Annotated in this window: 21 protein-coding genes; 20 read left to right on the forward strand and 1 reads right to left on the reverse strand. The window is 51.2% G+C overall.

Annotation, left to right across the window (positions count from 1 at the left end):
- The first annotated feature begins 6 nt into the window (after positions 1 to 6).
- From ACQY69_RS00325 to trpA, 15 genes are all read left to right on the forward strand, one after another.
- Positions 7 to 3,453 (forward strand): pyruvate carboxylase, encoded by a 3,447-nt coding sequence (locus tag ACQY69_RS00325; RefSeq protein ID WP_428257641.1) that lies wholly within the window; start codon positions 7 to 9, stop codon positions 3,451 to 3,453.
- Positions 3,454 to 3,551: 98 nt separating this feature from the next.
- A complete protein-coding gene (locus ACQY69_RS00330; RefSeq protein ID WP_428257643.1) occupies positions 3,552 to 4,949 on the forward strand; it encodes a spore germination protein in 1,398 nt (465 codons plus the stop codon).
- Between the two features lie 50 nt (positions 4,950 to 4,999).
- Positions 5,000 to 5,437 carry a cell wall hydrolase gene (locus ACQY69_RS00335; RefSeq protein WP_428257645.1) on the forward strand — a complete coding sequence of 146 codons (438 nt, stop codon included), beginning with the start codon at positions 5,000 to 5,002 and terminating at the stop codon, positions 5,435 to 5,437.
- Positions 5,438 to 5,453: 16 nt separating this feature from the next.
- Positions 5,454 to 5,984 (forward strand): hypothetical protein, encoded by a 531-nt coding sequence (locus tag ACQY69_RS00340; protein WP_428257647.1) that lies wholly within the window; start codon positions 5,454 to 5,456, stop codon positions 5,982 to 5,984.
- A gap of 163 nt (positions 5,985 to 6,147) precedes the next feature.
- Positions 6,148 to 7,455, forward strand: coding sequence for a 5-bromo-4-chloroindolyl phosphate hydrolysis family protein (locus tag ACQY69_RS00345; protein ID WP_428257649.1), 1,308 nt, complete (start codon positions 6,148 to 6,150; stop codon positions 7,453 to 7,455).
- An 18-nt stretch (positions 7,456 to 7,473) separates the two neighbouring features.
- A complete protein-coding gene (locus tag ACQY69_RS00350) occupies positions 7,474 to 8,610 on the forward strand; it encodes a toxic anion resistance protein (RefSeq protein ID WP_428257651.1) in 1,137 nt (378 codons plus the stop codon).
- A 205-nt stretch (positions 8,611 to 8,815) separates the two neighbouring features.
- Entirely contained in the window at positions 8,816 to 8,953 is a 138-nt protein-coding gene (locus ACQY69_RS00355; protein WP_428257652.1) for a hypothetical protein, read from the forward strand.
- Positions 8,950 to 9,087 carry a hypothetical protein gene (locus ACQY69_RS00360; RefSeq protein ID WP_428257654.1) on the forward strand — a complete coding sequence of 46 codons (138 nt, stop codon included), beginning with the start codon at positions 8,950 to 8,952 and terminating at the stop codon, positions 9,085 to 9,087. The genes ACQY69_RS00355 and ACQY69_RS00360 overlap by 4 nt, the downstream gene beginning before the upstream one ends.
- Positions 9,088 to 9,246: 159 nt before the next feature.
- Complete coding sequence (locus ACQY69_RS00365; protein ID WP_428257656.1) at positions 9,247 to 10,761, forward strand: anthranilate synthase component I family protein; 1,515 nt, start codon at positions 9,247 to 9,249, stop codon at positions 10,759 to 10,761.
- Positions 10,758 to 11,333, forward strand: a complete 576-nt coding sequence (locus ACQY69_RS00370) for an anthranilate synthase component II (protein WP_428257658.1) — start codon at positions 10,758 to 10,760, stop codon at positions 11,331 to 11,333. The genes ACQY69_RS00365 and ACQY69_RS00370 overlap by 4 nt, the downstream gene beginning before the upstream one ends.
- Positions 11,330 to 12,340: an anthranilate phosphoribosyltransferase gene (gene trpD, locus ACQY69_RS00375; RefSeq protein ID WP_428257660.1), complete on the forward strand. Its 1,011-nt coding sequence runs from the start codon at positions 11,330 to 11,332 to the stop codon at positions 12,338 to 12,340. The genes ACQY69_RS00370 and trpD overlap by 4 nt, the downstream gene beginning before the upstream one ends.
- Before the next feature lie 11 nt (positions 12,341 to 12,351).
- Positions 12,352 to 13,170, forward strand: coding sequence for an indole-3-glycerol phosphate synthase TrpC (gene trpC, locus ACQY69_RS00380; RefSeq protein ID WP_428257661.1), 819 nt, complete (start codon positions 12,352 to 12,354; stop codon positions 13,168 to 13,170).
- Positions 13,167 to 13,838 (forward strand): phosphoribosylanthranilate isomerase, encoded by a 672-nt coding sequence (locus ACQY69_RS00385; protein ID WP_428257663.1) that lies wholly within the window; start codon positions 13,167 to 13,169, stop codon positions 13,836 to 13,838. Before trpC ends, ACQY69_RS00385 begins: the two co-directional genes overlap by 4 nt.
- 4 nt (positions 13,839 to 13,842) lie before the next feature.
- Positions 13,843 to 15,027, forward strand: coding sequence for a tryptophan synthase subunit beta (trpB, locus tag ACQY69_RS00390; RefSeq protein ID WP_428260975.1), 1,185 nt, complete (start codon positions 13,843 to 13,845; stop codon positions 15,025 to 15,027).
- Positions 15,020 to 15,805, forward strand: coding sequence for a tryptophan synthase subunit alpha (trpA, locus tag ACQY69_RS00395; protein ID WP_428257665.1), 786 nt, complete (start codon positions 15,020 to 15,022; stop codon positions 15,803 to 15,805). The genes trpB and trpA overlap by 8 nt, the downstream gene beginning before the upstream one ends.
- A gap of 362 nt (positions 15,806 to 16,167) precedes the next feature.
- On the opposite strand, the gene ACQY69_RS00400 is transcribed toward trpA, so the two are convergent.
- Positions 16,168 to 17,565, reverse strand: a complete 1,398-nt coding sequence (locus ACQY69_RS00400) for a L,D-transpeptidase family protein (RefSeq protein WP_428257667.1) — start codon at positions 17,563 to 17,565, stop codon at positions 16,168 to 16,170.
- A 175-nt stretch (positions 17,566 to 17,740) separates the two neighbouring features.
- Here ACQY69_RS00400 and ACQY69_RS00405 point away from each other — a divergent pair, with 175 nt between their 5' ends.
- From ACQY69_RS00405 to ACQY69_RS00425, 5 genes are all read left to right on the forward strand, one after another.
- Entirely contained in the window at positions 17,741 to 21,283 is a 3,543-nt protein-coding gene (locus ACQY69_RS00405; protein WP_428257669.1) for a DNA polymerase III subunit alpha, read from the forward strand.
- A gap of 44 nt (positions 21,284 to 21,327) precedes the next feature.
- Complete coding sequence (gene pfkA / locus ACQY69_RS00410; RefSeq protein ID WP_428257671.1) at positions 21,328 to 22,287, forward strand: 6-phosphofructokinase; 960 nt, start codon at positions 21,328 to 21,330, stop codon at positions 22,285 to 22,287.
- A 648-nt stretch (positions 22,288 to 22,935) separates the two neighbouring features.
- Entirely contained in the window at positions 22,936 to 23,814 is an 879-nt protein-coding gene (locus ACQY69_RS00415; RefSeq protein ID WP_428257673.1) for a MurR/RpiR family transcriptional regulator, read from the forward strand.
- A 292-nt stretch (positions 23,815 to 24,106) separates the two neighbouring features.
- Complete coding sequence (locus ACQY69_RS00420; protein WP_428257675.1) at positions 24,107 to 25,174, forward strand: putative 2-aminoethylphosphonate ABC transporter substrate-binding protein; 1,068 nt, start codon at positions 24,107 to 24,109, stop codon at positions 25,172 to 25,174.
- Between the two features lie 105 nt (positions 25,175 to 25,279).
- Complete coding sequence (locus ACQY69_RS00425; RefSeq protein ID WP_428257677.1) at positions 25,280 to 26,281, forward strand: ABC transporter ATP-binding protein; 1,002 nt, start codon at positions 25,280 to 25,282, stop codon at positions 26,279 to 26,281.

Consider the following 26,281-nt stretch of genomic DNA (forward strand, 5'->3'; position numbering starts at 1 on the left):
CGGAATATGAAGCGAGGCAGAAAATTCAAGCGAGTATTGGTAGCCAACAGAGGCGAGATCGCCATCAGAATATTCAGAGCCTGTAAAGAATTAGGAATAAGAAGCGTAGCTATTTATTCGGAAGAGGATAAAAACACGTTGTTCAGAACGAAGGCAGATGAGGCTTATCAGGTGGGAAGGGGAAAATCACCGGTGGACGCTTATCTGGCAATAGACGAGATAATCGAACTTGCCAAGGCCAAGGGTGTAGACGCCATCCATCCGGGATATGGATTCCTGGCTGAGAACGTCGAATTTGCGAAAGCGTGTGAAGAAGAAGGAATCGTCTTTATAGGACCTGACCATACGATGATGGACAGACTGGGAGATAAGGTGAAGTCCAAGATCGTTGCCAACGAAGTGGGCGCGCCGACTATCCCGGGCATCACTGAGACCATCCCATCGGAAGAAGTGGCTCTCAGGTTTGCCGAGGAATGCGGCTACCCTGTAATGCTGAAGGCGGCAGCCGGAGGCGGCGGCAGAGGTATGAGGATAGTCAGGAGCAAAGAGGAGATGCCGGATCAGTTCAGGAGCGCTAAGAGCGAAGCTAAAAAGGCCTTCGGCATCGACGATATCTTCATTGAAAAATATCTGGAGAGACCTAAACACATAGAGGTACAGGTACTGGGAGACAGCTATGGCAACGTGGTGCATCTCTACGAGCGTGACTGCTCCATCCAGAGAAGGCATCAGAAGGTCATTGAGTTTACCCCGGCTCTTTCCATAACGGATGAGCAGCGCCAGAAGATATGCGCCGACGCGCTGAAGATCGCCAAGGCGGTGAACTACAGGAGCGCCGGGACAGTGGAATTCCTGGTAGACCATGATGGGAACCACTATTTCATCGAGATGAATCCAAGGATACAGGTGGAGCATACTGTCACTGAGATGACGACCGGTATCGATATCGTCCAGTCGCAGATACTGATAGCGGAAGGATATAGCCTGGATTCCGATGAGATAAACATCAAGAGCCAGGACGATATAAAGCCGAGAGGCTATTCGATACAGTGCAGACTGACTACGGAGGACCCGATAAACGGATTCGCGCCTGATACGGGTGTCATCACCAAGTATACCAGCGCGGGCGGTTACGGCATAAGGCTGGATGCAGGCAACGCTTATGTGAATGCCAATATCTCGCCGTATTACGACAGTCTGTTGGTAAAGGTGACATCCTGGGCGAGAAGCTTTAAAGATGCCACTAATAAGGCCAAGAGAGCGCTCAAGGAAATGAAGGTGACAGGCGTAAAGACCAACAGGACTTTCCTGCTGAATGTATTGAATCATCCTACGTTCAGGGCGGGACAGTGCGATACGGGATTCATCGCCGACAATCCGGAGCTTCTCAATATCATGGTAAGGGAAGACAAGGAGATGAAAGTCCTCACGTTCCTGGGAGAAAAGTATGTAAACGGCAACAGAGGTATCAAGCCGCAGTTTGACGTGCCTGTATTCCCTAGATTGAAACAGGATGAGATAAACAAACTGAGAGGTACGAAGCAGATCCTCGATGAAAAGGGACCTGAGGGTCTGGTGAAATGGATAAAGGAACAGAAGAAGCTGTTGCTGACCGACACGACCATGAGAGACGCTCAGCAGTCGCTGATGGCAACCAGAGTCAGGACTGTCGATATGGAAAAGATAGCTCCGGCGGTAGCTCTGTACGGACAGAATCTGTTCTCGCTGGAGATGTGGGGCGGAGCCACGTTCGATACATCTTACAGGTTCCTCAAGGAATCGCCGTGGGAGAGGCTTGAGACCCTCAGGAAGAAGATCCCTAACATCATGTTCCAGATGCTGCTGAGAGGCGCCAATGGTGTCGGATACAAAAACTATCCGGACAATGTCATCAGGAGGTTCGTCAAGGAGTCGGCCGCATCAGGTATCGATGTATTCAGGATATTCGACTCTCTCAACTGGATAGAGGGAATGGAAATGGCTCTCGACGAGACTCTCAACCAGGGCAAGATCGCCGAGGCATGCATCTGCTATACCGGAGATATTCTGGATGACAGCAGGACCAAGTATAATCTGGATTACTACGTGAGAATGGCAAAGACTCTGGAAAAGAAAGGCACCCATATCCTGGGCATCAAGGATATGTCGGGACTCCTCAAGCCAGTAGCAGCCAAGAAGCTGATAGAGGCGTTGAAAAACGAGATTTCCATACCTATCCACTTACATACTCACGATACCAGTGGCAACGGCGTAGCGACACTGATGATGGCCGCTGCCGCAGGGGTGGATATCGTGGACGCGGCTTTCAACAGTATGTCAGGACTCACCAGCCAGCCTGCCCTCAATTCCATCGTAGCCGCGATGGACAGTACGGAAAGAGAAACAGGAATAGAGGCGGACGGCATACAGGAGATCTCCGACTACTGGGCAGCCGTAAGGCCTGTATATAAACAGTTCGAATCGGATATGATGACCGGTTCGGCAGAGATATACAAGTACGAGATGCCTGGAGGACAGTATTCGAATTTGAAGTCCCAGGTGGAAAGCTTCGGATTGGGGCACAAGTTCAACGATGTCAAGGAGATGTACAAGGCTGTAAACGAGATGCTTGGCGATATCGTCAAGGTAACGCCTTCATCCAAGGCTGTGGGTGATATGGCCATATTCATGGTACAGAACGAGCTGACGCCTGAAAACATCTATGAAAAGGCCAAGGATATAGATTTCCCTGATTCTATCGTATCCTATTTCGAAGGGATGATGGGACAGCCGGAGGGTGGTTTCCCTGAGGAACTGCAGAAGCTGGTGCTCCACGGCAAAAAGCCTATCACATGCAGACCTGGAGAGCTGTTGCCGGATGAGGATTTCGAAGCTATAAAGAAGAAACTGAGAGACGAGTTCGGCCTTAAGGGAACGGAGAAGGAAGCTCTCAGCTATGCGCTTTATCCTAAAGTATTTGAAGACTACCTCAAGAGTCTTGAAAAGGATGGTGACTTCAGGCTGATGGGAAGCGATATATTCTTCCACGGGCTGGCTGAAGGAGAGACCTGCGAGATCAAGATCGCAGAAGGCAAGGAGCTGGTGGTAAGGCTCGACAACGCCAGAGAAGTGGATGAGGAAGGCTTCATAAATGTCATCTTTGAAGTCAATGGCAACAGGAGCGCTGTAAAGATAAAGGACGCGGCGGCCAATATCGCAGCGACGGCATCTCAGATAGTATATGCTGACGCGGAAGACCCAAGTGAGATAGGAGCCAATATACCTGGGAATATCGTCAAGGTACTGGTGAAGGAGGGCGATGAGGTGGATGAAAAGCAGCCTATCGCCGTTATCGAAGCCATGAAGATGGAAACCAATATACTGGCGCCTTCCAAGGGCGTGGTCGACAAGATCTATATCAGTGAAGGACAGCAGGTGAAAGCAGGAGAACTGATAGCCAAGCTGAAGGCCTGATGACTGACTGCCGGACAATGACGACTCAATAAAAATAACCTCGCATATATCGTTAGTTTTGGTGAAAAATAATATCAAAAATATGCGAGGTTTTTTTAATGGATAAATACGAAGAACTGATAAGAGAGATGAAAAGGGAAGTCCCTGTGGGAGAAAGCTTCGATCTGCTGGAACGGAAGCTGAACATCGGCGGCAAGGAGGCAACTATGTTCTTCGCCGACGGTCTGGTAGACGGCGGGATGATGCAGAGAGTCATATTCAGTCTGTTTTCCCTGACTGCGGAAAAGGTGGAGAGAGCCAGGACAGCCAAGGACTTTCTGGAGTCAAACATGCCTTTTCTGGATGCCCTGGTGACGGAGGATCTGCAGCTTGCTATCAGACATATGTATTCGGGTCTGGTACCTCTGTTCATATCGGGATACAGTGGGATAATCATAATAGATTGCAGGAGCTATCCGCTGAGGGGAGTGGAGGAGCCGTCCAAGGAAAAATCTCTGAGAGGTTCCAAGGACGGGTTTGTGGAATCCATGATGACCAATATCGCGCTGATAAGGAGGCGTATCAGAGATAACGACCTGATCTTCAAGATATTTTCCATAGGCGAGATAAGCAAGTCGGATGTAGCTATGGCTTATATGAAAGGAAAGGCTGATATGGGCATGGTGAAAAAGCTGACTGACAGCCTCAATGAGCTGAAGATAGCCGGCCTGACGGTGACAGAGCAGACGCTGGTGGAAAAGCTGCTGGGAAAGAAGCTGGGAAAGCTGAACCCGTTCCCGAGAGTGCGGTATGCTCAGCGTCCCGACGTCATTGCAGCCCATGTGGAGGAAGGAAAGATCGCTATCATCGTTGACAACTCGCCGACGGTGATACTGGTGCCGGCAGGTATTTTCGATTTCGTCCAGGATGTGGATGATTATTATTTCCCGATGCTGACGGGCAATTATTTCCGGCTGCTGCGCATCGCTAACATATTGATAATACTATTCGCGACGCCTGTATATCTGATGTTTGCGGAGGGGACCATACCTGTCCACGATACTCTTCGGTTTTTCATAACCGATGAGGAATTTGCCATCAGCGTGTTCTGGCAGTTCCTGCTGCTGGAGCTGGCCATAGATGGCCTGAAACTGGCGTCTCTTAATACGCCTGAATCCCTCGGCATGTCTCTTTCTGTCATAGGAGCGCTGATACTGGGAGAATTCTCCGTATCATCCGGCTGGTTCATACCGCAGACGATACTTTGCATGGCTGTAGTGGCGCTGGCCAGTTTCACCCAGCCGAGCATCGAACTGGGATACGCTATCAAGGCCGTGAGGGTGTTGATGCTGGTTTGCGCTCATTTCTTTGGATGGATAGGGATGGCTGCGGCTTTTATCGTATCGGTGACGGCGATGGCCATGACGAAAACTCTGGTAGGGACTTCGTATCTGTACCCTGTCATCCCATGGGACGGGAGCAAATTGAAGAAGCTTATTTTTCGAACAAAAGAATGATATCCCGCATATGATATCCTAGCGATAATGGAAAGGTGGAACCAGAGGCAATGGATACGAGGGAACTTTTTGCGCGTCTCGTGCAATGTGAGGCCGGCGGTGAGGGGTATGCCGGGATGCAGGGGGTCGCGACGGTGGTGATGAACAGGGCGACGATCACTTACGGTGAATTCGCCAGGATCAATGATGGCGGCAACATCCGGAACGTGATAGAGCAATATAACCAGTTCACATGCATGAAGACAGCGGTAGGAGGCCAGTATAATCCGCAGAATGTATATAATATGACTCCGCTGCAGGAGCATTATGACATCGTCGACTGGGCAATGCAGGGGGGAAGACTGGCGGGAGTGGATCACTCGCTGTTCTTTCACAATCCTTACGATCCTGTATGCCCGACTTATTTCCCTACTCGAGTCGGCGTGATACACAACAGGATCAACGACCACTGCTTTTACATTCCTACCTCATATTACGCTCAGACTTGAACAGAGAGGTGATCAGATGGCAGTAGAGCAGAGGAGCGCCAGCAGGATAGAGCGCAGCGACATGACCCCGGTGATGGACAATACTGACAGAGCGGAGATGGAAGAGATATCGGAAAGCAACGCAGATGTCGACGAAGATGTGCGCGTCGGCGACATACCGGTGACCGATATAACAGGCAACGTGCTGGGAACAGGTAATCTGGATCAGGTAAGCCAGTTTCCGGTAGTGCTTCCCAACAACCCTATCTTCAAAGTCCCGGCCAATCCGCTTTTGCCCGATGAGTACAGTGAGTTGTTGGATTACAACTCCATCCAGTACATGAACGGCATATTCAGGACGCAGATAGGAAGATACGTGAGGGTACAGCAGCTGGTAGGCTCCAATACGACGGAGGACCAGGAGGGATTCCTCATAGGGGTGGGGATCAATTACATCATATTGCAGGATTATTCGGATGGTAATATAAGGATCATAGATATTTACGGGATAAAAAACATGTATGTCTACTATGTGGAAATCACGAATCCATATGATACGGACAGATAAGCCGATATCCCGGCAGAAGCAGATGGCGCGGCACTTGAGCCTAAAAGGCTCCGGTGCCGCGCTGTTGCTTTTTAGAAAGGGGTAAGTTATAATAATTGCATTGATCGACACAGCTTCGCCGGATGGAGACAGCTTGAGAAAAAACAAACGATCGGAGGAAATGATGAAGGGTAATGACTGGAACAATCTGGGGAACGATTTGAGCCGCATCATAGAAGATGCTGTGTATATGGGGAATTTCGGTCGTCTCAACGAAAATATAAATAACACGATACGCGAGGCGTTCCAGGGGATCGCAGGAGAAGAGTTCCGTGGAAATGACGGATGGGACTTTGACCTGAGCGGGAACGCCGGGACGAAAGGCGCCGCGCGGACTGCGGCGCAGGGGCATGGTGAAGGCCGGGAAGCGGATGGAGGCGGTGCGTCCCGGGAGACTTCGGGCGCGTCCACATCCCATGGACGCGGCGCAGGAACGTATAGCGGACATGGACAGCAGGCGGCAAGCCCCGTAGTGCTTTCCAACAGAGCGTTTTTTGCTGGAAGCAGCAAGCGCAAAGGTGGAGCGGTGGGCTTCCTGATAGGAGGTTGTGCGGCTGCGGCGCTGGGCCTGGTGTTTTTCATATTGTTTGTCATCGGTTCAGCCGTCGGCATAGAGCTGTTTGGAACAGGCTTTCTCGTGCTTTCGCTGATATTTGCGGTCGGAGGCGCAGGGATGATAGGCAGAGGTGTGTCCGGACTGAAGCTTTCAAAGAAGTTCGAACAGCATGTCAGGAATCTCGACGGTGATGCGTATGTGGATATCAGGAAGCTGTCTCTGTACTGTCACAGATCAGAAAAGGATGTCCTGAAAGAGATAAAGAAGATGCTGCAGAAGGGATGGTTCCCGCAGGGACATCTGGATGAGAGCGAAAAGTGCCTGATGATATCAAACGATGCTTATGAACAGTATCTGGAGGCTGTGAAGAACGCCAGGCTGCGAGAGGAAGAGAACAGAAGGCGGAAGGAAGAAGAGGCTGAGAAAAACGGCGGCCTTTCAGAGGAAGTGAGGGAGATACTCCGAAAGGGGAGCGAATACATAAAGAGCATCAGGGAGAGCAACGACGCTATTCCGGGAGAACTGATATCTGCGAAGATATACAGGATGGAGCTGTTGGTGAGGAGGATATTCCAGCAGACGGAGGCTCATCCGGAAAATGCCCAGGATCTGGACAGGTTGATGGAATATTATCTTCCCATGACTATAAAGCTGCTGAAAGCTTACGAGGAACTTGACGGCCAGCCTGTCCAGGGCGAGAATATCGTAAATTCCAAAAAGGAGATCGAAGATACGCTGGACACCCTCAATACGGCTTACGAAAAGATATTGGACAATCTGTTCCAGGATACGGCCTGGGATGTCTCGTCGGACATTTCCGTACTTCAGACGCTGCTGGCCCAGGAGGGCCTTATGGATGATGGATTCATCAAATAAAGAGATTGGAGAGAAAACATGGAAACCAAAGAAAACATGACGCCTACACTTACACTGGATCCTTTCAAGGAAGCGGAGAAGCAGGACATCATAGAACAGCGGCCTGCTGAGCCGGAGCCGATGGATGACAGTATACTGACACCGGAAGAGCAGAAGATGGTCGACGATTTCGCGCAGCAGATAGATCTGGATGATTCGACGACGATATTGCAGTATGGTGCGGGTACGCAGAAGAAAATGGCCGATTTTTCGGAATCGGCGCTTGAGAAGGTCAGGTCCAAGGATCTGGGCGAGGTTGGAGATCTGCTTTCCAGCGTGGTGACCGAATTGAAGGGGTTCGATACGGAAGAAGAAAAAGGGCTGTTCGGATTTTTCAAGAAAGGAAAGAATAAGATAGAGGCTCTTAAGACGCGGTACGCCAAAGTGGAGACCAATATCGAGAGCATCTGCAAGGTGCTGGAAGGCCACCAGATACAGCTTTTGAAGGATATCGCCGTGATGGACAAGATGTACGAGGCGAACCTGACGTATTTCAAAGAGCTGACAATGTACATTCTGGCAGGAAAAAAGAAGCTGGAGCAGACGAGGGACACGGAACTGGCCCGGCTGTTGGAAAAGGCTAAAGCAAGCGGTCTGCCGGAAGACGTGCAGGCGGCCAAGGATCTGGAATCCAAGTGCCAGCGGTTCGAGAAGAAGCTCCATGACCTTGAGCTGACAAGGACTATTTCCATACAGACCGCGCCTCAGATAAGGATGGTCCAGGGAAACAACACACTGATGGTGGAGAAGATACAGTCCACTCTGGTCAATACCATACCACTCTGGAAGAGCCAGATGGTACTGGCATTGGGTGTGGCTCATTCCGGCGAGGCGGTAAGGGCTCAGAGAGAGGTCACCGATATGACCAACGAGCTGTTGAGAAAAAACGCGGAAACACTGAAAATGGCCACCGTGGACACAGCCAGAGAGACAGAGCGAGGGATCGTGGACATCGAGACATTGCAGCATACCAATCAGACACTCATATCCACGCTGGACGAAGTGATGGACATCCAGCAGGAAGGCAGGAGAAAACGGGCTGAAGCGGAGACAGAGCTGAGAAGGATGGAAAATGAGCTGAAGGAAAAGCTGCTCGAAGTGGTCGAAAACAAATAGCTGTTTTTGTGAAAAAACAGCGGCAGTAACATCGCAAACGAGAAGTGAAATATAGTTTTATGGAAGATGATCTATAATTATCGGTGGACAGCCCATATGGACATTTCATGCCGGGATCAAAAATAACCGGTTGACATGGCAAAAAATATGTGGTATTTTACTAATCAAGTTAATACGTTAAACCGATGAGGCGGAGATCAAAGCAATGATGCGCCCACAGCGAGCCCGGGACGGTGGAAGCCGGGTGGAGATGCAAATTGCCAAATGGACCGCTGAGGGCGCAGTCAAAGGCGAAGAGACGCTGCCAAGGCGCGGAAGCTTGCAGGCGATGATGAGGATATGATGACGATGATGACGTCGCGGCAGGACGACCGGTGCGGAGCGGGGAATGCTGAGTATTCTGCGACGAAGGGCATGCGTCAGTTGCCGGGAATATGTTGGTATTCTGCAGAGAGCATGGGTCATACCATGAATTGAGGTGGCACCGCGGGTATTTTCACTCGTCCTTGATAGAAGTATATTCTATCGGGGACGGGTTTTTATTATGTCAGGAAATATCATTTTCGATATTTCCCCGTTCTGAGGCTCCCGTCTCCGATAGCAAGGAGATTCGAAGGCAGGGAGAAAGGAGATCATATGTATCCATCGTTGGAAAAGGTAAGGGAAATAGCAGCGTCGGGAGAATACAGGCGGATACCGGTGTGCATGGAAATGCTTTCCGACAGCTACACGCCGGTAGAGGTGCTGAGGATACTGAGGAAGGTCAGCAATCACTGTTATCTGCTGGAAAGCGCCAGCCGCAGGGATTACTGGGGAAGGTATTCTTTTCTCGGGTATGATCCGGTCATGGAGGTAACATGTACGGACGGTATCATGGCTATCAGAGAAGTGGAGCCCGATGGCACGGAGAAGAAAATGATCTGTGAGACGGATCATCCGGGAAAAGAGCTAAGAAAGATAACAGAAGAATTCAGGACGTTTGCAGTGGAAGGAATGCCTCCTTTCACAGGAGGATTGGTGGGATACTTCTCTTACGACTACATCAAATACAGTGAGCCGAAGCTGGAGCTTACGGGGGAGATGAGCGGTGAGGCACGGGATCAGGATTTCAGAGACGATTTCAGAGACATGGATCTGATGCTCTTTGACAAGGTCATCGTCTTCGACCATTACAGGCAGAAGCTGCTGCTGATAACGGGAGTCATGGCAGATGATGTGGAAGCGTCATATGAGAAGGCGGGAAGGCTGCTGGAAGATATGGCGGAGCTCATAAAGAGAGGCGAAAAAGCAGATTTCGCTCCGCTGGAGTTAAAGTCAGAGATAGGACCGCGATTTTCAAAGACGCAGTACTGCGGCATGGTGGAGAAAGCAAAGAAGTACATCAGAGAAGGGGACATATTCCAGGTGGTACTTTCCAACCCGATGACAGCGGAAGCGGAAGGAAGTCTTCTGGATACTTACAGGGTGCTGAGAGCTGAGAATCCATCGCCGTATATGTTCTATTTCACCAGCGATGACATAGAGCTTTCAGGGGCGTCGCCGGAGACCTTGGTGAAGCTGGAAGAGGGGAAACTGAGCACCTTTCCGCTGGCAGGGACCAGGCTCAGAGGCAGGACAGACGAGGAGGATGAGGCGCTGGAAAAGGAGCTGCTGCGGGATGAGAAGGAGCTGGCGGAGCATAACATGCTGGTAGATCTGGGGCGGAACGATATAGGAAAAATAAGCGAAGCAGGCAGCGTGAAGGTGGAGAAGTATCTTTCTGTAGAGAGGTTTTCCCACGTGATGCACATAGGGTCCACAGTGACGGGAAAACTTCGCCGGGATAAGGACGCCATAGACGGGATAGACGCAGTGCTGCCTGCGGGGACGCTGTCAGGAGCCCCCAAGTTCAGGGCGTGCCAGATAATCGATGAGCTGGAGGGCGACAAACGAGGTGTCTACGGCGGTGCGATCGGATATATAGATCTCACCGGCAATATGGATACATGTATCGCCATAAGGCTGGTCTACAAGAAGAACGGAAAAGTCTGCATCAGGGCGGGAGCCGGTATCGTGGCCGACAGCGTTCCCGAAAAGGAGTTCGGAGAATGCCTCAATAAAGCCAGAGCCGTGCTGGATGCTATGAAAAAAGCCAAGGAGGGACTCAGATGATACTGCTGATAGATAATTACGATAGCTTTTCATATAACCTTTATCAGCTGGCGGCTTCGGTCGAGGCGGATATAAAGGTGATAAGAAATGATGGATATACCGTCGAGGAGATAGAAAAAATGGGACCGGCCGCGCTGATATTGTCGCCGGGACCGGGAAGGCCTTCAGAGGCCGGGATATGCGAGGAAGCCATAAAGAGATTCGCGGGGCGGATCCCTATCCTGGGAGTGTGTCTGGGACACCAGGCCATATGCGAAGCTTTTGGAGGAACGGTCACTTATGCCAGGGAGTTGATGCACGGTAAGCAGAGTAAGGTGTATCAGGGCGGCCGGGGCAGGCTCTTCAAAGGGATGGGGCCTCAGTTCATGGCTGCGAGATATCATTCGCTGGCAGCTGAGGCCGGTTCGCTGCCGGAAGAGCTGGTGGTGACGGCAGAAGCTGACGATGGCGAAGTGATGGCGCTGGAGCACAGAGAGTATTCTGTATTCGGGGTCCAGTTTCATCCTGAATCGGTGATGACGCCTGACGGAATGAAAATGATGGAGAATTTTATGGAGGTGGTGAAAAAATGATAAAGGAAGCGATACTGAAGCTGGCGAAAAAGGAGGATCTGGCCTACGAAACGGCCCAGGAAGTGATGGATGAGATAATGAGCGGAAAAGCCAGCCCTGTGCAGATGGCTTCATATCTGACAGCTCTTTCACTCAAGGGGGAGACTATAGATGAGATAACGGCATCGGCGGCAGGGATGAGAGCTCACTGCATAAAGCTGCTCCACGATATGAATGTGCTTGAAATAGTAGGTACAGGCGGAGACGGCTCCAATTCGTTCAACATTTCCACGACAGCGTCTTTAGTCATCGCGGCAGCAGGGGTCCCGGTGGCCAAGCATGGGAACAGAGCAGCATCGTCAAAGTCGGGAGCCGCTGATGTGCTGGAAGCGCTGGGTGTGAATATCAACATATCGCCGGAGAGAAGCGCGGAGCTTCTCAGGACCATAAATATCTGTTTCCTTTTCGCTCAGAATTATCACGTTGCCATGAAGTATGTGGCTCCCATAAGGAAAGAGCTGGGTATAAGGACAGTGTTCAATATCCTGGGGCCTCTCAGCAACCCGGCAGGAGCCAATATGGAGCTGATGGGAGTCTTCGATGAAACCTTGGTGGAGCCGTTGGCTCAGGTGATGGCGAAGCTGGGGGTAGACAGAGGAATGGTCGTATACGGACAGGACAGCCTGGATGAGATATCCATATGCGCGCCCACCTCGGTGTGTGAGATAAGGGACGGATGGTTTCAGTCATACGAGCTGACTCCTGAGCAATTCGGATATGAACGAGCGGACAAAGATGCACTGAAAGGCGGGACGCCGGAGGAAAACGCTGCCATAACCGTGTCGATACTGAAGGGTGCGGAAAGAGGAGCAAAACGTCAGGCTGTATGCCTCAATGCGGGAGCGGCTCTTTATATAACAGGACAGGCGGAGACTATGGAAGAAGGCGTGAAGCTGGCAGAGCAGCTGATAGACGATGGTTCGGCGCTGAAAAAGCTTGAGCAGTTCGTCGATGAAAGCAACAGGTGAAGGAGGACGTGATGGGAGAGCGGAATATCCTGGACGAGATAGCCGCCAGGACACGACAGCGGGTAGCGGAGGCGAAAATAGGCAAGCCTTTGGCTGTAGTCAGAGCTGAAGCTGAAGAGGTGTGCCGACGCCAGTCCGGAACAGCCGGAGGCGGGGCATCGTTTATCGCGGCATTGAGGGCAAAAGGAATGTCATATATCTGCGAGATCAAGAAAGCGTCTCCTTCCAAGGGAGTCATAGCCTGCGACTTTCCATATATGGATATAGCCCGGGAATATGAGGAGGCGGGAGCAGCGGCTATCTCCTGTCTCACCGAGCCGTTTTATTTCAGAGGTTCCGACAGATATCTGGCGGAAATCGCGGCAGCTGTGGACATCCCGGTACTGCGAAAGGATTTTGTCGTCAGCGACTACATGATATACGAAGCACGAATGTTGGGAGCATCGGCGGTGCTACTGATATGCAGCCTGCTGGATGACGGAGAGCTGAAGGAATACCTGGCGCTGGCCAGGGCTCTCGGGATGGAGGCTCTGGTGGAGGCGCACGACGAGGAAGAGATCGGCCGGGCAGTAAAGGCCGGAGCAGGGATAATAGGTGTCAACAACAGGGATTTGAAGACTTTCCGGGTAGATATGACAAATAGTATAAGGCTGAAGGGCATCGCGCCTGAGGATACCGTATTCGTATCTGAGAGTGGGATACGGACGGCAGATGATATAGCGAGGCTGCGGGCAAGCAGGATAGACGCAGTGCTGATAGGAGAAACGCTGATGAGGAGCGGAGACAGGAAAAAGATGCTGGAGCAGCTCAACGGAGGAGGTCTCAGATGACCGGGGACCGGACCGTTAAGATAAAGATCTGCGGCCTGAAGCGGCCTGAGGATATCGGATATGTCAATGAGGCGCTGCCGGATTACGCCGGTTTCGTAGTGGAGGTTCCCGGCAGCCGCCGGAGCGTAGACAGAGATGCGGTGAGGAGGCTGTCAGCCGGATTGGACGACAGGATAATCCCGATAGGAGTCTTTGTTGACGCGCCGCCGGAGCTTCCGGCAGGACTGTTGAAGGAAGGGATTATCACTGTTGCTCAGCTTCATGGATGTGAAGATGAAAAATATATCGAGCAGCTGCGGGAGATGACGGACGGGACTGCAAAGATAATGAAAGCCTTTTCCGTGACGAGTGATCGGGATATAGAGGCGGCGTGGAAATGCAGCGCCGACATGATACTGCTGGATCAGGGGGCTGGCGGGACAGGCAAAGTCTTCGACTGGTCTCTGGCGCGAGGTATGGGCAGACCGTATTTCCTGGCGGGAGGTCTGGGGATCGGAAACCTGGCGGAAGCCATAAGGATATTGTCGCCATGGGCTGTGGATCTGAGCAGCGGAGTGGAGACTGACGGAAACAAGGACAGAAGGAAGATATCAGAGGCAGTGGCCATAGTGAGGGGAGCTGTCAGGGAAGCTGACGGCGAAAGCGGAGGAAACGATGAAAGGAAGTGATAGTGTGTCGAGAGGAAGATTCGGCATCCATGGAGGACAGTACATACCGGAAACGCTGATGAATGCTGTGAGAGAGTTGGAAGAAGCGTATCTGAGATACAAGGACGATCCGGGATTCAGACAGGAGCTGAAAATACTGCTGGACGAATATGCGGGAAGGCCGTCCAGACTGTATTATGCGGCTCATATGACAGAGGATCTGGGAGGGGCGAAGGTCTACCTCAAGAGGGAAGATCTGAACCATACAGGCGCGCACAAGATAAATAACGTGATAGGTCAGATGCTGCTGGCAAAGAAAATGGGAAAGACCAGGGTCATCGCGGAGACGGGGGCCGGACAGCATGGGGTGGCAACAGCTACTGTAGCGGCACTGATGGGGATGGAGTGTGAAATATTCATGGGGAGGGAAGATACGGAACGTCAGGCGCTCAATGTTTACAAGATGAAGCTGTTGGGAGCCAAAGTGAATGCCGTCGAATCAGGGACGGCTACACTCAAGGACGCGGTATCGGAGACTATGCGGGAATGGACCAGCCGTATAGCTGATACTCATTATGTCATGGGATCGGTGATGGGACCTCATCCGTTCCCTACCATAGTCCGGGATTTTCAGTCGGTGATATCCAGGGAGATAAGAGAACAGATACTGGAAAAGGAAGGCTGTCTCCCTGATATGGTCATAGCTTGTGTAGGCGGCGGCTCCAACGCTATAGGGACTTTTTATGATTTCATAGATGATAAGGATGTGCGCCTGATAGGTTGTGAGGCAGCGGGACGGGGCGTGGACACAATGGAGACAGCAGCCACGGTGGCTACCGGAAAGCTGGGCATATTCCATGGTATGAAATCTTATTTTTGTCAGGACAAGTATGGTCAGATAGCGCCTGTGTACTCTATTTCCGCAGGTCTGGATTACCCGGGCATCGGTCCTGAACACGCATATCTCCACGATATAGGGCGGGCCGAATACGTGCCGGTGACCGATGAAGAAGCCGTGGAGGCATTCGAATATCTGTCACGGATGGAAGGAATAATCCCGGCCATCGAGAGTGCTCACGCTCTGGCATACGCCAGGAAAATCGTGCCGGGAATGGGAAAGGAAAAGATCGTGGTGATAACGTTGTCAGGACGCGGAGATAAGGACTGCGCCGCCATAGCCAGATACAGAGGGGAGGATATACATGAGTAAAAGCATTGCGGGAGCATTTGACCATGGCAAAGCCTTCATACCTTTCATAACATGTGGAGACCCGTCTCTCGATGTGACGGAAAAAATCGTATACGCCATGGAAGAAGCAGGCGCCGATCTGATAGAGCTGGGGATACCTTTTTCTGACCCGACGGCAGAAGGCCCGGTGATACAAGCTGCCAACCTGAGAGCGTTGTCAGGAGGGGTAACTACCGATGAGATATTTGACATGGTGGAGAGGATAAGGCAAAACACAGATATACCACTTGCTTTCATGACTTATGCCAATGTTGTGTTTTCATACGGGATCGAAAGATTCCTGGAGAGGGCAGGAAAGGGCGGGGCAGATGCGCTCATCCTGCCGGATGTGCCGTTTGAGGAAAAGGGAGAGTTCGATGGCCCGTGCAGGAAATATGGAGTGGATCTGATCTCCATGATAGCCCCGACTTCTCAAGACAGGATATCTGCCATCGCAGCCGGAGCGACGGGGTTCGTATATTGCGTTTCATCGCTGGGAGTGACGGGCGTCCGATCTGAGATAAACACTGATATAGGAGAAATGGTGAAGCTGGTGAAAGAAGCAGGGAATATACCGTGCGCCGTAGGCTTTGGTATATCCACGCCTCAGCAGGCCGGGGAAATGGCCTGCAAAAGCGATGGCGTGATCGTAGGTTCGGCCATTGTGAAGCTGTGCGCTGAATATGGAGAAAACTGTGTAGCGCATGTAAAGAGATACGTCAGGGAAATGAAGGAGGCTGTGAGAAAAGCGGGCCGCTGACCGGTCGCCGCTTTACATGATTTCTTGCCGGATTTTAGAAAAATGATCGAAATCCGGCAGCGCTGACGCAAGAGTTTGCCGGATTTTGTTGTAGGGTAAAAAATACGGCAACAAAATCCGCGTAAAAGACGATGAACGAACCAATATGTACAACGAATTGTTTTATATGGAAAATAAGTACGCCGGGAATATTGGAATGAGAAAAAATCCGGCAGGCTGTTGCCGAATCATCTTGTAAAGCTAAAAATTCGGCAATAGCTCGTGTCAGCCTTGCCGAAAAATGTGATTTTTGATGGAATGCGGCAACGCTGCCTGAAAACCTTGCCGGATTTTGATTCAGAGAAGAAAATCCGGCATCGTCATCAGTAATGCATAACTACGGGCATCCCGACTTCTGCGGCGTTGAAGAGAGCAGGCATCTGGGCAGGCGGCATGTTGATACAGCCATGACTGCCGTCGGTTTTCCATATGCCTCCGCCGAAGGTATCTCGCCAATCGGCATCGTGGAGCCCCTGGCCGCCCCAGGTGACACCCAGCCAGTACTTTACGGGGCTGGCATATTCTGAACCGTCCACGTTTTCACCGCGGAGGACTACATCGCGTATCTTGTTGAGAACGTAATAGGTCCCGGTGTCAGTGGTAGTCCCGGTGGCTCTGTTGCCGGTGACGCAGCTGGCGCTGAACACGAGAGCGCCATTTTTATACATCTTCACTACCTGATTAGATATGTCCACGTCGATGTATGTATCGCCTACATCCCTGCTGTATTTACCGTAACCGCTCTCAGAGAAGACAGGTTCACGCGTCACATCCTTGTGAGAGTTTATATCGGCTGTCAGCTGCGCGGTCTCCTTTTCCTGGTCTATGATCCATCCGTAGGTGCCGCCGCTGACACTGATCTGTCTGCCGCTCAATGAGGTGAAATTCCTGTCAGTACCCACGTTGTCGTATTTTTCCGCCATACCGGCCACGAACTTTTTGACGGCAGCTTCGCTGGCTTCTCCGGACATGTCATCCTTCAGAAGATCGTTGAGCTGTTCCGCCGTCAATGTAAAAGTCTCGTCTCCCAGATCGTAGGTTATTTTCTGCTTCAGATATTTTCTGCAGTATTGCTGATATTCCTTCAGTTCTTTATCTTCCGCAGTGACCTTTGGCAGGGTGTAATACCGTTGCTCTTCATACATGAACTTTATCTCACCTGTCTGGATATGCTGAAGCAGGTCGTTGAAGAATTTTTCGGCATTAGGTTTGTCGCCGTAGATCTCCGGTATTATAGGGAAATCAGGGTCGCTGATGTCCACGTAAGCGTCCTGACTGGCACTGGCTTCGTTTTGTTTGAGAAACGGGGATGCGATGACTTGCTCCTTGAATTCCTCGTTGTAAGATTCCACCTTCATAGGGAATTCTATGATGAGAGGTGTCCCGGCAAAATGGTTGGCTGCGGCGAAGACCTTATATTGCTCCTTGGCCTTTTTCAGCTCATCCATGATGTCGTAAGTGCATCCGAAATCGGTGAAAGTAGCGATATCGTCGCTGAGAGGGCCTGTCACCATTATATGCTTGCTGTTCCACTGATCGGTGAGCCGTTCCCTGGCCTGTTCATAGGAAAGACCGGAACAGTCGATACCGTTTATCGTGGTCCCGTCAGGAAATCTGTCGCTCGCATAAGCGTCCGTATTGGAATAGGCAACAGTTGCGCATGTGAATGCGACGATGATTAGTAAGATTATTGTTGAAATGGTTATAGCGAATTTTTTCATAACTTCTCCTTGAATCCTCTATATTCTACTCTATTTATACTAGATTTGGAAGCGGAAAAATACTTTTTGAGCTGAAATCGCAAAAAAATTTTTCCATATGCTTCGATGGAGATTTAAGGTATAATTGATACATCGATATCGATGTGATTTATCGGTATCGCAGAAAGGAAATCATATGGCTTTCACACATTTGCATGTACATACGGAATACAGTCTGCTGGACGGGGCTTCACGGATAGGAGATATCGTTGCAAGAGCCGGGGAGCTGGGAATGGATTCGCTGGCGATAACTGACCATGGAGTCATGTTCGGCGTCATAGATTTTTACAAGGAGTGCCTGAAGCAGGGGATAAAGCCTGTCATTGGATGTGAGATATATACAGCGGCCAGGACGCTGTTCGACAAAGACTCGGAGAAGGACAAGCACATGGGGCACCTGGTGCTGCTGGCAGAGAACAATACGGGGTATAAGAATCTGATGAAAATAGTATCGGAGGCTTATCGCCACGGATTTTACTATAAGCCCAGGGCAGACAAGAATCTGCTGAGGAAATACCATGAAGGGATCATCGCTCTGTCCGCGTGTCTGGCGGGAGAGGTGCAGCACAGGCTCCTCAATGGCGATTACGACGGAGCCAAGCGGGAGGCACTGGAGATGAGAGACATCTTCGGTGAAGACAACTTCTTCCTGGAGCTGCAGGACCAGGGTCTGGAGGAGGAAGCCCGTATCCTGCCGGATATGAAGCGGCTCCATCAGGAGACGGGGATACCCTTCGTCGCCACCAACGACGTCCACTATGTGAGGCAGGAAGATGCGGAGGCTCAGGATGTGCTGATGTGCATCCAGACGGGGGCTACCATAGATGAAGAGGACAGGATGAGGTTTTCCAATGATCAGTTCTATCTCAAGTCGGAGGACGAGATGCGGAAGATCTTTGCCAATATCCCTGAGGCCTGTGACAATACGGCTAAGATAGCGGAGCGGTGTAACGTGATCTTCACTTTCGGGGAGCTGCACTTGCCGGATTTCCGAGCCCCTGATGGTCTGAACAACAGGGAGTATCTGAGGAAGCTGTGTCAGGAGGGTCTGGAACAGCGATACCCCGGAGCTGATGAAGCGGAGCGTGAAGAATTGCAGACGAGGCTGGATTACGAGCTTTCCACCATCGAGAGCATGGGGTACGTGGAGTATTTCCTCATCGTGTGGGATTTCATCAACTATGCCAAGAGCAACGGGATCATGGTAGGCCCGGGGAGGGGCTCTGCTGCCGGCAGCATCGTGGCCTACACTCTGAGGATAACCGATATAGATCCCATAAAGAACGAGCTGATATTCGAGCGGTTCCTCAACCCGGAGAGGGTCAGCATGCCCGATATAGATATCGACTTCTGCTACGAGAGGCGCGGCGAGGTGATAGACTACGTCATAGAGAAGTACGGCGAGGACAGGGTTTCACAGATAATAACCTTTGGTACCATGAAAGCAAAACAGGCCGTCAGGGATGTGGGAAGAGTCCTCAACGTCAGCTACCCGGAGACCGACGCTATCGCCAAGGCCATTCCTTTTTCACTGAAGATGACCATAGACAAGGCGCTGGAGACCAGCCCCGAGCTGAAGGAGAAGTACGATAACGAGGAAACTACGAGAAAAGTCATCGACATGGCAAGAGCCATAGAGGGGATGCCCCGTCACGCGTCGACTCATGCGGCCGGCGTGGTCATTTCCAAGGAAAACATAGACGAGTACGTTCCGCTGTATCTGGCGGACAAAGGACTTTCCACTCAGTTCAACATGACGACGATAGAGGAGCTGGGACTTTTGAAGATGGACTTCCTGGGGCTGAGGAACCTGACCATCATAAGAGACGCCCTGGAGATGATAGAGGAAAATCACGGCGTGAAGATAGATTTTTCGTCGATGGACTACGACGATCCGGCGGTGTACGACATCATCGCCAAAGGCAACACCCAGGGGATATTCCAGCTGGAAAGCGGCGGGATGACTCAGTTCATGAAAAATCTGAAGCCCGACTGCTTCGAGGATATCGTGGCCGGTATATCGCTGTACAGGCCTGGTCCGATGGCTTCCATACCGACGTACATCGAGAACAAGAAGCATCCTGAGTCCATAGAATATATCCATGAAAGCCTGAAGCCCATACTTTCCGTGACTTACGGATGTCTGGTGTATCAGGAACAGGTGATGAGGATAGTGCGCGATCTGGGAGGCTATTCTTACGGAAGGTCCGATCTGGTGAGACGTGCCATGAGCAAGAAGAAGATGGATGTGATGCTGGAGGAAAAGGAGTATTTCATCAACGGCAAGACGGCGGAAGACGGGACGGTGGAAATCGCCGGATGCGTCAGGAACGGCGTGCCGAAGGAGACGGCTGAGGAGATATTCAATCAGATGGTCAGCTTCGCCGAATATGCTTTCAACAAATCCCACGCGGCGGCTTACGCTGTGGTGGCTTACGAGACGGGATATCTGAAAGCTCATTATCCGGTGGAATTCATGGCAGCGCTGTTGACAAGCGTCATGGGAGACGCGGCGTCTACGGCTAAATATATAAGGAACTGCACGGAGATGGGTATAGAGGTCTTGCCGCCTGATGTCAATGAGAGCAGCAAGAAGTTTTCCGTCTCGGACGGAAAGATAAGATTCGGGCTCATGGGTGTGAAGAACGTGGGCGAAGGACCTATAGATGCCATCGTGGCAGCCAGGGAAGAGAAGGGCAAACCAAAGGATATATTCCAGCTGATCGATAACATCGACATTCATCAGATGAATAAGAAAGCGTTGGAAAGTCTGATAAAGGCCGGGGCGCTGGACTGTTTCGATGGGAACCGGGCAGCTCACATGGCAGTGTATGAGAGCCTGATGGAGTCGGCTCAGTCAGATGCCAGGAATACCATAGAAGGGCAGATCTCACTGTTCCAGACAAACGCCGAGACTATGGAGGAAAACCAGTCGGCCAGAAAGCTGCCTGACGTGAAAAATTTCGATAAGGAAGTGTTGATAGCTCAGGAAAAGGAAATGCTGGGAGTTTACATCACGGAGCATCCTCTCACGGAGTACGAGGCTGTCATAGAGCGGTCAGTCACCGTCACGTCTCAGGATCTGGCGGAGGTGCTGGAAAGCGAGGAGAGCGGCGAAAGCCACGATTTCATCACTGACGGCATGCACGTGGTGATGGCGGGAATAATAACGGGAAAGAAGAATCTGATAACAAGGAATAACAAGATGATGGCCTTCGTCGACATGGAAGATCTGTACGGCACGGTAGAAGTGGTGGTGTTCCCCAACGTCTACGAGCGGTATGGCTCACTGGTGGCCGAGGATAAGATCGTGGCCATCGCGGGAACGGTCAACTTCAAGGAAGGCGAGGTGCCGAAGCTGCTGGCCGACAGGATAACTGATATCAGGGAGCTTGCGGGCAGCGGTACAGCTCCGGCCGACCCGTCCACAGCTTCGGATACCCAAAACCGGGAGCCGGCCGGGCTTGTGAAGATAAAATTGCCGGAAGGCGGAGACGCGTCCGCAATGCTGGAAGAGATAAAGCAGGTGATGACGGCTCACAGAGGAATGTACCAGGCGATAGTTTACATGCCGACGGGAGGCTCATTCAGGACCGAGCGTGAGCTGTGGGTGGAGCCGAACATGGATTTTCGCAGAGCCATAGTTGATATAGTGGGAGAGGCCAATTACAAAGGATGACGGTATGAGGCCGGAAAACGAGCGGAAACAAGGAGGAGTGCGATATGAAACGGATAGGGGTGCTTACCAGCGGCGGAGATTCGCCGGGGATGAACGCGGCTGTAAGAGCGGCCGTCAGGACAGGACTTTCCATGGGCATGGAGGTCTTCGGTATAGAGCGGGGCTATGAGGGTCTGCTGGACGGCGAGATAGAAAAGATGGAGTGGCATTCTGTCGGTGATATACTTCAACGTGGCGGGACGATATTGAGAACAGCCAGGAGCGAGCGATTCAGGACCGGGGAAGGCCAGCGTCACGCCGTAGGTATCCTGGAGACTTTTGGTATCGAAGGACTGGTCATCATCGGAGGCGACGGTTCGCTCCACGGCGGGCTGGAGCTGGACAGCCGCGGCATAACGGTGATGGGAGTGCCGGGGACCATCGATAATGATCTGGCATATACCGATTACACCATCGGCTTCGATACGGCAGTCAACACGGTTCTTTCCATGATATCCAACCTGAGGGATACGGCTTCCGCCCATGAGAGGACCACCATCGTGGAGGTGATGGGAAGGCACTGTGGTGATATCGCCCTCTACGCGGGGCTTGCCGGTGGAGCAGATGTGATACTGGTGCCGGAGGTGGAGCCGGACATCAACATGGTGTGCAGGAGAGTGCTGCGGGGGCAGCAGTCGGGAAAGCTTCACAGCATCATCGTCAAGGCTGAAGGTGTAGATATCAGCTCAGCTGAACTGGCCACCATCGTGGAGGAAAGGACCGGCAGGGAAACGCGATCGGTAGTTCCGGGATATATCCAGCGAGGCGGCACTCCGTCGGGACGGGACAGGCTGCTGGCCAGCGTGATGTCGGCCAAGGCGGTGCAGCTGTTGTACGACGACGAGCCAAGCAAGGCTGTAGGGATAAACGGTAGCGAGATAGTCGCATACGATCTGGCGGAGGCGCTGAAGATGAAACGGGAGTTCAGAAAGGATCTGTACGACATAGCTGAGACATTGGCGTAGGAACAACAGTAAGTAGCAGGAGTAGCGCTATACAGAAGGAAGACGGCGCAGTAAGAAATTTATATGATACAGGGGAGCGATAGCATTCCGTTTGAACGGATGCGGTCTGCTCCTCTTTTTTTGTGGGGCAAGAGATCATGGACAAAAGGCGGCTTGGCGTATTGCCAAATCAAGATTTTTTAAGGCTTTATTTGGCATAAAAGGGCGGTTTGGAGTAAGTCTCATATCTGTTATATGCCAAGAATGATTGTTGATATGTTACTTGTTGGCATAAAATCTGCGGGAAGCATTTAAAATATGCCAAAAAACATTGATGCAAATCGGGTTATAGGCATTTAGCATCTGTAGGGCACATGGTTGACCTTCCGTTTGTAATAAAAGACGCTGGATATCTCAGGGAATTGGCATTCCGTACTGATGCGGTGGCGGGATGACGGAGAAGCTGATTTGTTTTTACTTACATTTAATGTAGGCCAGATAAGGATTTAACCGTAGTCGAATATAATTAACAAAGCAAAGGCGGATCTTAATATGAGAAATTGCCGGGAGACATTAAACCAAGGGGATTTTTTCCGGAATAACGACAAAAAGAGTCAGCCGGAAGGCAAGCGGAAAACGGGAGTTTTGTAGGAAAGGTACATCGAGGATATGAGTTCGGATTTTGTTCTTAAAATAAGGAAAGAGTACAGAATGCTGCGGCCGTCGGAGCAGAAGGTGGCGGACAGGATAATAGAAGGGGATTTTGACCCTACGGAACTGACCATAGAAGAGCTGGCGGAAAAGGCAGGGGTCAGTCAGCCGACGGTGATACGGTTCGCCAGGGCTATGGGTCTCAGCGGATTCAGGGAGATGAAGCGGATACTGATGAAGGAGAGCCTGATGGCGGAGGAGGAAGTTGAGATGACTGAGCTGATAACCTTCGACATCTCTCCCGACGAGAAGTCCGTGGACATTCCCATGAAAGTGGTCAACGCCAATATAAGACAGCTGGAGGATACCCTGAAGAACCTGTCGGTGCTGGAGCTGATGCGTGCTGCAAAGACCATATCGGACAGCGGTACAGTGCTGCTTTTGGCTGCCGAGAATTCGTCGACGGTGGCGGAGGACCTGGCCAGCAAGCTGATCTATCTGGGAATAAACGCCGTCTACTACCAGGATATCTACAGGCAGAACATGATGGCGGGAGACCTGACGGAAAAGGATACAGCTATAGGGATATCCTATACGGGGCTTTCGCGGAGCACCGTCAAGGCGCTGCAGAACGCCAAGGCGGCAGGGGCGGGGACCATATCGTTGACCAATTACGAGGATTCGGCCATCAACAGATACGCCGACATCATCCTCTGTACCGGTACGGAGCAGTATATCTACAGCAATGCGTTGTATTCGAGATGCGGACAACTGGCCATAGTGGACATGCTGTACGCCTGTATACTGCTGTCGGACTACGAGAAGTATTCCAGGAAGATAAAGAAGCAGAGCACCATATCGGACGGGTTCGCCATCGACGGCGACAATCCGTTGTAACTGCCGGTATCGAGCCGGCATCCGGCAGCAGTGGCCCAGTCACAGTACAGCAGGAAGCCAAGGCACAGGATGATGGGATGATGCGGACTGATTTGTAGAAAAGTTACAGAAATGAAGAGGTATACCGGGAGTGCCTTTCATGAGATTTTACACATCTGTGCTTGTTCGGCGCCGGGCGGGACGATAGAATGCGGGTGTGAAGCTGAGAGACATGCTGATGGTGAGAGCCTGGTCTACATACTCCGCTTCAGATCATGATTATGTACTTGAATATTTAGGAGGAAATCTGAAAATGAAGAAGAAATTAGTTAGCGCTCTTTTGATGATGACGATGCTTGTTTCGGCAGTGGTCTTTACCGGATGTTCTGGCGGCGACGAAAATGCTGAATCGGGCGATAAGGCCACGGAAGGTGAGATAACTGTCTACACCGCACTGGAAGACGAGCAGGTCAGCACATATCTGGAGGATTTCAATGAACAGTATCCTGATATAACGGTGAACATCGTCCGTGAATCCACTGGAATCATCACAGCCAGGTTATTGGCAGAGAAAGACAATCCGCAGGCTGATGTGGTATGGGGCACAGCGGCTTCATCCATGATGGTGCTGGATGATCAGGGAGGTCTTGAACCATATGCCCCTGAAGGAGTGGACAGGATACTTCCGGAGTTCAAATCGGATAAAGAGGTTCCTACATGGGTAGGCATCGACGCATGGGAGACGGCTATCGTAGTCAATACTGAGGAAGCCGAGAAGCTGGGACTGCCGGAGATAACATCATATCAGGATCTGCTGGATCCGGCTTTCGAAGGTCATATCGTCATGTCCAACCCTAATTCATCGGGAACGGGATTCCTCACGGTATCAGCCATACTGCAGCTGATGGGCGAGGACGAGGGATGGAATTATCTTGACGAACTGGATAAGAATATCGCTATGTACACTCATTCAGGTTCTAAACCTGCCAAGATGGCGGCTTCCGGTGAATGCGCGGTAGGGATCAGCTTTGGATATGCCGGTCTCAGCCAGCAGGAAGACGGAGCGCCTGTAGAAGTTATCTTCCCTGAGGAAGGTTCCGGCTGGGATCTGGAAGCTAACGCTCTTATCAAGAAGGACGAGATAAATCCTGCCGCGTACACGTTCCTCGACTGGGCTATATCCGACAGCGCGATGGCCATGTATAAGGAGAATTACCCGATAATAACGACTAACGATGTAGGTGAATACGAAGGGTATGAAGGAAATCCGCTGGATCAGCTGATCGAGAACGACTTCTCGTGGGCCGCGTCCAACAGAGAAAACATCCTCAACACCTGGATGGAAAAATATGACGCCAAATCAGAGCCGGAAGAGGAATAAGCAATAGACTTACAGACTTCTGTACCTGTATAAATGCAGATGACCGCCGCCTGGCGGTCATCTGGCTGAGTAAAATCAATCAACTGAAAGGAGAGCGATCGATACATGTTTTTATCTGTACAAGGTATAAATAAGAAATTCGATGATCAGACAGTTTTAAAGGATATTTCCATAGATATAGAAAAGGGAGAGATGGTCAGCATCCTGGGTCCTTCCGGGTGCGGCAAAACGACGCTCCTGAAGATCATAGCCGGGCTGGAGCAGCCTACGGAGGGAAAAATCGTCATCAATGGCAAAGACTGTACCAAGCTGCCTCCTTCAAAGCGGAACTTCGGGATCGTGTTCCAGTCATATGCGCTGTTTCCCAATATGACCGTGGAGCAGAACATAATGTTCGGACTGAACGAGCAGAAGGAACTGGACAAAAAGGAAAGAAAAGCCAGATGTGAAGAGGTCCTGAAGATGGTGGATATGTATGAACATAGAAAGAAGTACCCGTCGCAGCTTTCCGGCGGACAGCAGCAGAGGACGGCGCTGGCAAGAGCGGTAGCTCCAAAACCGGAGTATCTGCTGCTTGACGAACCGCTTTCAGCTCTTGATGCCAAAGTACGTGTAAAGCTCAGAGCTGAGATATGCCGTATCCAGAAGAAGCTGGGGATAACCACCATAATGGTGACTCATGACCAGGAAGAGGCCCTGACAATGGCTGATAAGATCGTTGTCATGAGGAACGCCATGATAGAGCAGATCGGCACGCCTCAGGAGATATACAACAATCCTAAGACCGTGTTCGTCGCCAATTTTATAGGGACTATGAATATATACAGGAAAAACAGAAACGAGCTGTATGGTGTAAGGCCGGAGAACATAGGCGTTTCCAGAGAGATGGGCGGCAATGGGACAGAAAACTGGGCAGGCAAAGTTACAGAGGTGGAATTCAGAGGGCCTGTCACCAGGATATACGGACAGCTGGAATCCAATGAGCCTATCTGTGTGGATATATCGTCTGATGCAGTCACAAAGCTGGATCTTCACAGGGAAGACAGGATCTTTTTCCAGATTCCTGAGGCCGGAATACTCAAATATGCTGATGATGAGGTGTGCTGA

The sequence above is a fragment of the Gallibacter sp. Marseille-QA0791 genome (assembly GCF_965119705.1).
Taxonomy (GTDB): domain Bacteria; phylum Bacillota; class Clostridia; order Peptostreptococcales; family Anaerovoracaceae; genus Lentihominibacter; species Lentihominibacter excrementipullorum.

Excerpts from the sequence above, each read along its gene's own strand:
- ACQY69_RS00405 (WP_428257669.1), top strand. The coding sequence starts at position 17,741 with ATGGCTTTCACACATTTGCATGTACATACGGAATACAGTCTGCTGGAC.
- pfkA (WP_428257671.1), top strand. The coding sequence starts at position 21,328 with ATGAAACGGATAGGGGTGCTTACCAGCGGCGGAGATTCGCCGGGGATG.
- ACQY69_RS00420 (WP_428257675.1), top strand. The coding sequence starts at position 24,107 with ATGAAGAAGAAATTAGTTAGCGCTCTTTTGATGATGACGATGCTTGTT.
- ACQY69_RS00400 (WP_428257667.1), bottom strand. The coding sequence starts at position 17,565 with ATGAAAAAATTCGCTATAACCATTTCAACAATAATCTTACTAATCATC.
- ACQY69_RS00360 (WP_428257654.1), top strand. The coding sequence starts at position 8,950 with ATGATGACGATGATGACGTCGCGGCAGGACGACCGGTGCGGAGCGGGG.
- ACQY69_RS00365 (WP_428257656.1), top strand. The coding sequence starts at position 9,247 with ATGTATCCATCGTTGGAAAAGGTAAGGGAAATAGCAGCGTCGGGAGAA.
- ACQY69_RS00345 (WP_428257649.1), top strand. The coding sequence starts at position 6,148 with ATGAAGGGTAATGACTGGAACAATCTGGGGAACGATTTGAGCCGCATC.
- ACQY69_RS00425 (WP_428257677.1), top strand. The coding sequence starts at position 25,280 with ATGTTTTTATCTGTACAAGGTATAAATAAGAAATTCGATGATCAGACA.
- ACQY69_RS00340 (WP_428257647.1), top strand. The coding sequence starts at position 5,454 with ATGGCAGTAGAGCAGAGGAGCGCCAGCAGGATAGAGCGCAGCGACATG.
- trpA (WP_428257665.1), top strand. The coding sequence starts at position 15,020 with ATGAGTAAAAGCATTGCGGGAGCATTTGACCATGGCAAAGCCTTCATA.
- ACQY69_RS00370 (WP_428257658.1), top strand. The coding sequence starts at position 10,758 with ATGATACTGCTGATAGATAATTACGATAGCTTTTCATATAACCTTTAT.
- ACQY69_RS00385 (WP_428257663.1), top strand. The coding sequence starts at position 13,167 with ATGACCGGGGACCGGACCGTTAAGATAAAGATCTGCGGCCTGAAGCGG.
- ACQY69_RS00350 (WP_428257651.1), top strand. The coding sequence starts at position 7,474 with ATGGAAACCAAAGAAAACATGACGCCTACACTTACACTGGATCCTTTC.
- ACQY69_RS00355 (WP_428257652.1), top strand. The coding sequence starts at position 8,816 with ATGATGCGCCCACAGCGAGCCCGGGACGGTGGAAGCCGGGTGGAGATG.
- ACQY69_RS00335 (WP_428257645.1), top strand. The coding sequence starts at position 5,000 with ATGGATACGAGGGAACTTTTTGCGCGTCTCGTGCAATGTGAGGCCGGC.
- ACQY69_RS00415 (WP_428257673.1), top strand. The coding sequence starts at position 22,936 with ATGAGTTCGGATTTTGTTCTTAAAATAAGGAAAGAGTACAGAATGCTG.
- ACQY69_RS00330 (WP_428257643.1), top strand. The coding sequence starts at position 3,552 with ATGGATAAATACGAAGAACTGATAAGAGAGATGAAAAGGGAAGTCCCT.
- trpC (WP_428257661.1), top strand. The coding sequence starts at position 12,352 with ATGGGAGAGCGGAATATCCTGGACGAGATAGCCGCCAGGACACGACAG.
- trpD (WP_428257660.1), top strand. The coding sequence starts at position 11,330 with ATGATAAAGGAAGCGATACTGAAGCTGGCGAAAAAGGAGGATCTGGCC.
- ACQY69_RS00325 (WP_428257641.1), top strand. The coding sequence starts at position 7 with ATGAAGCGAGGCAGAAAATTCAAGCGAGTATTGGTAGCCAACAGAGGC.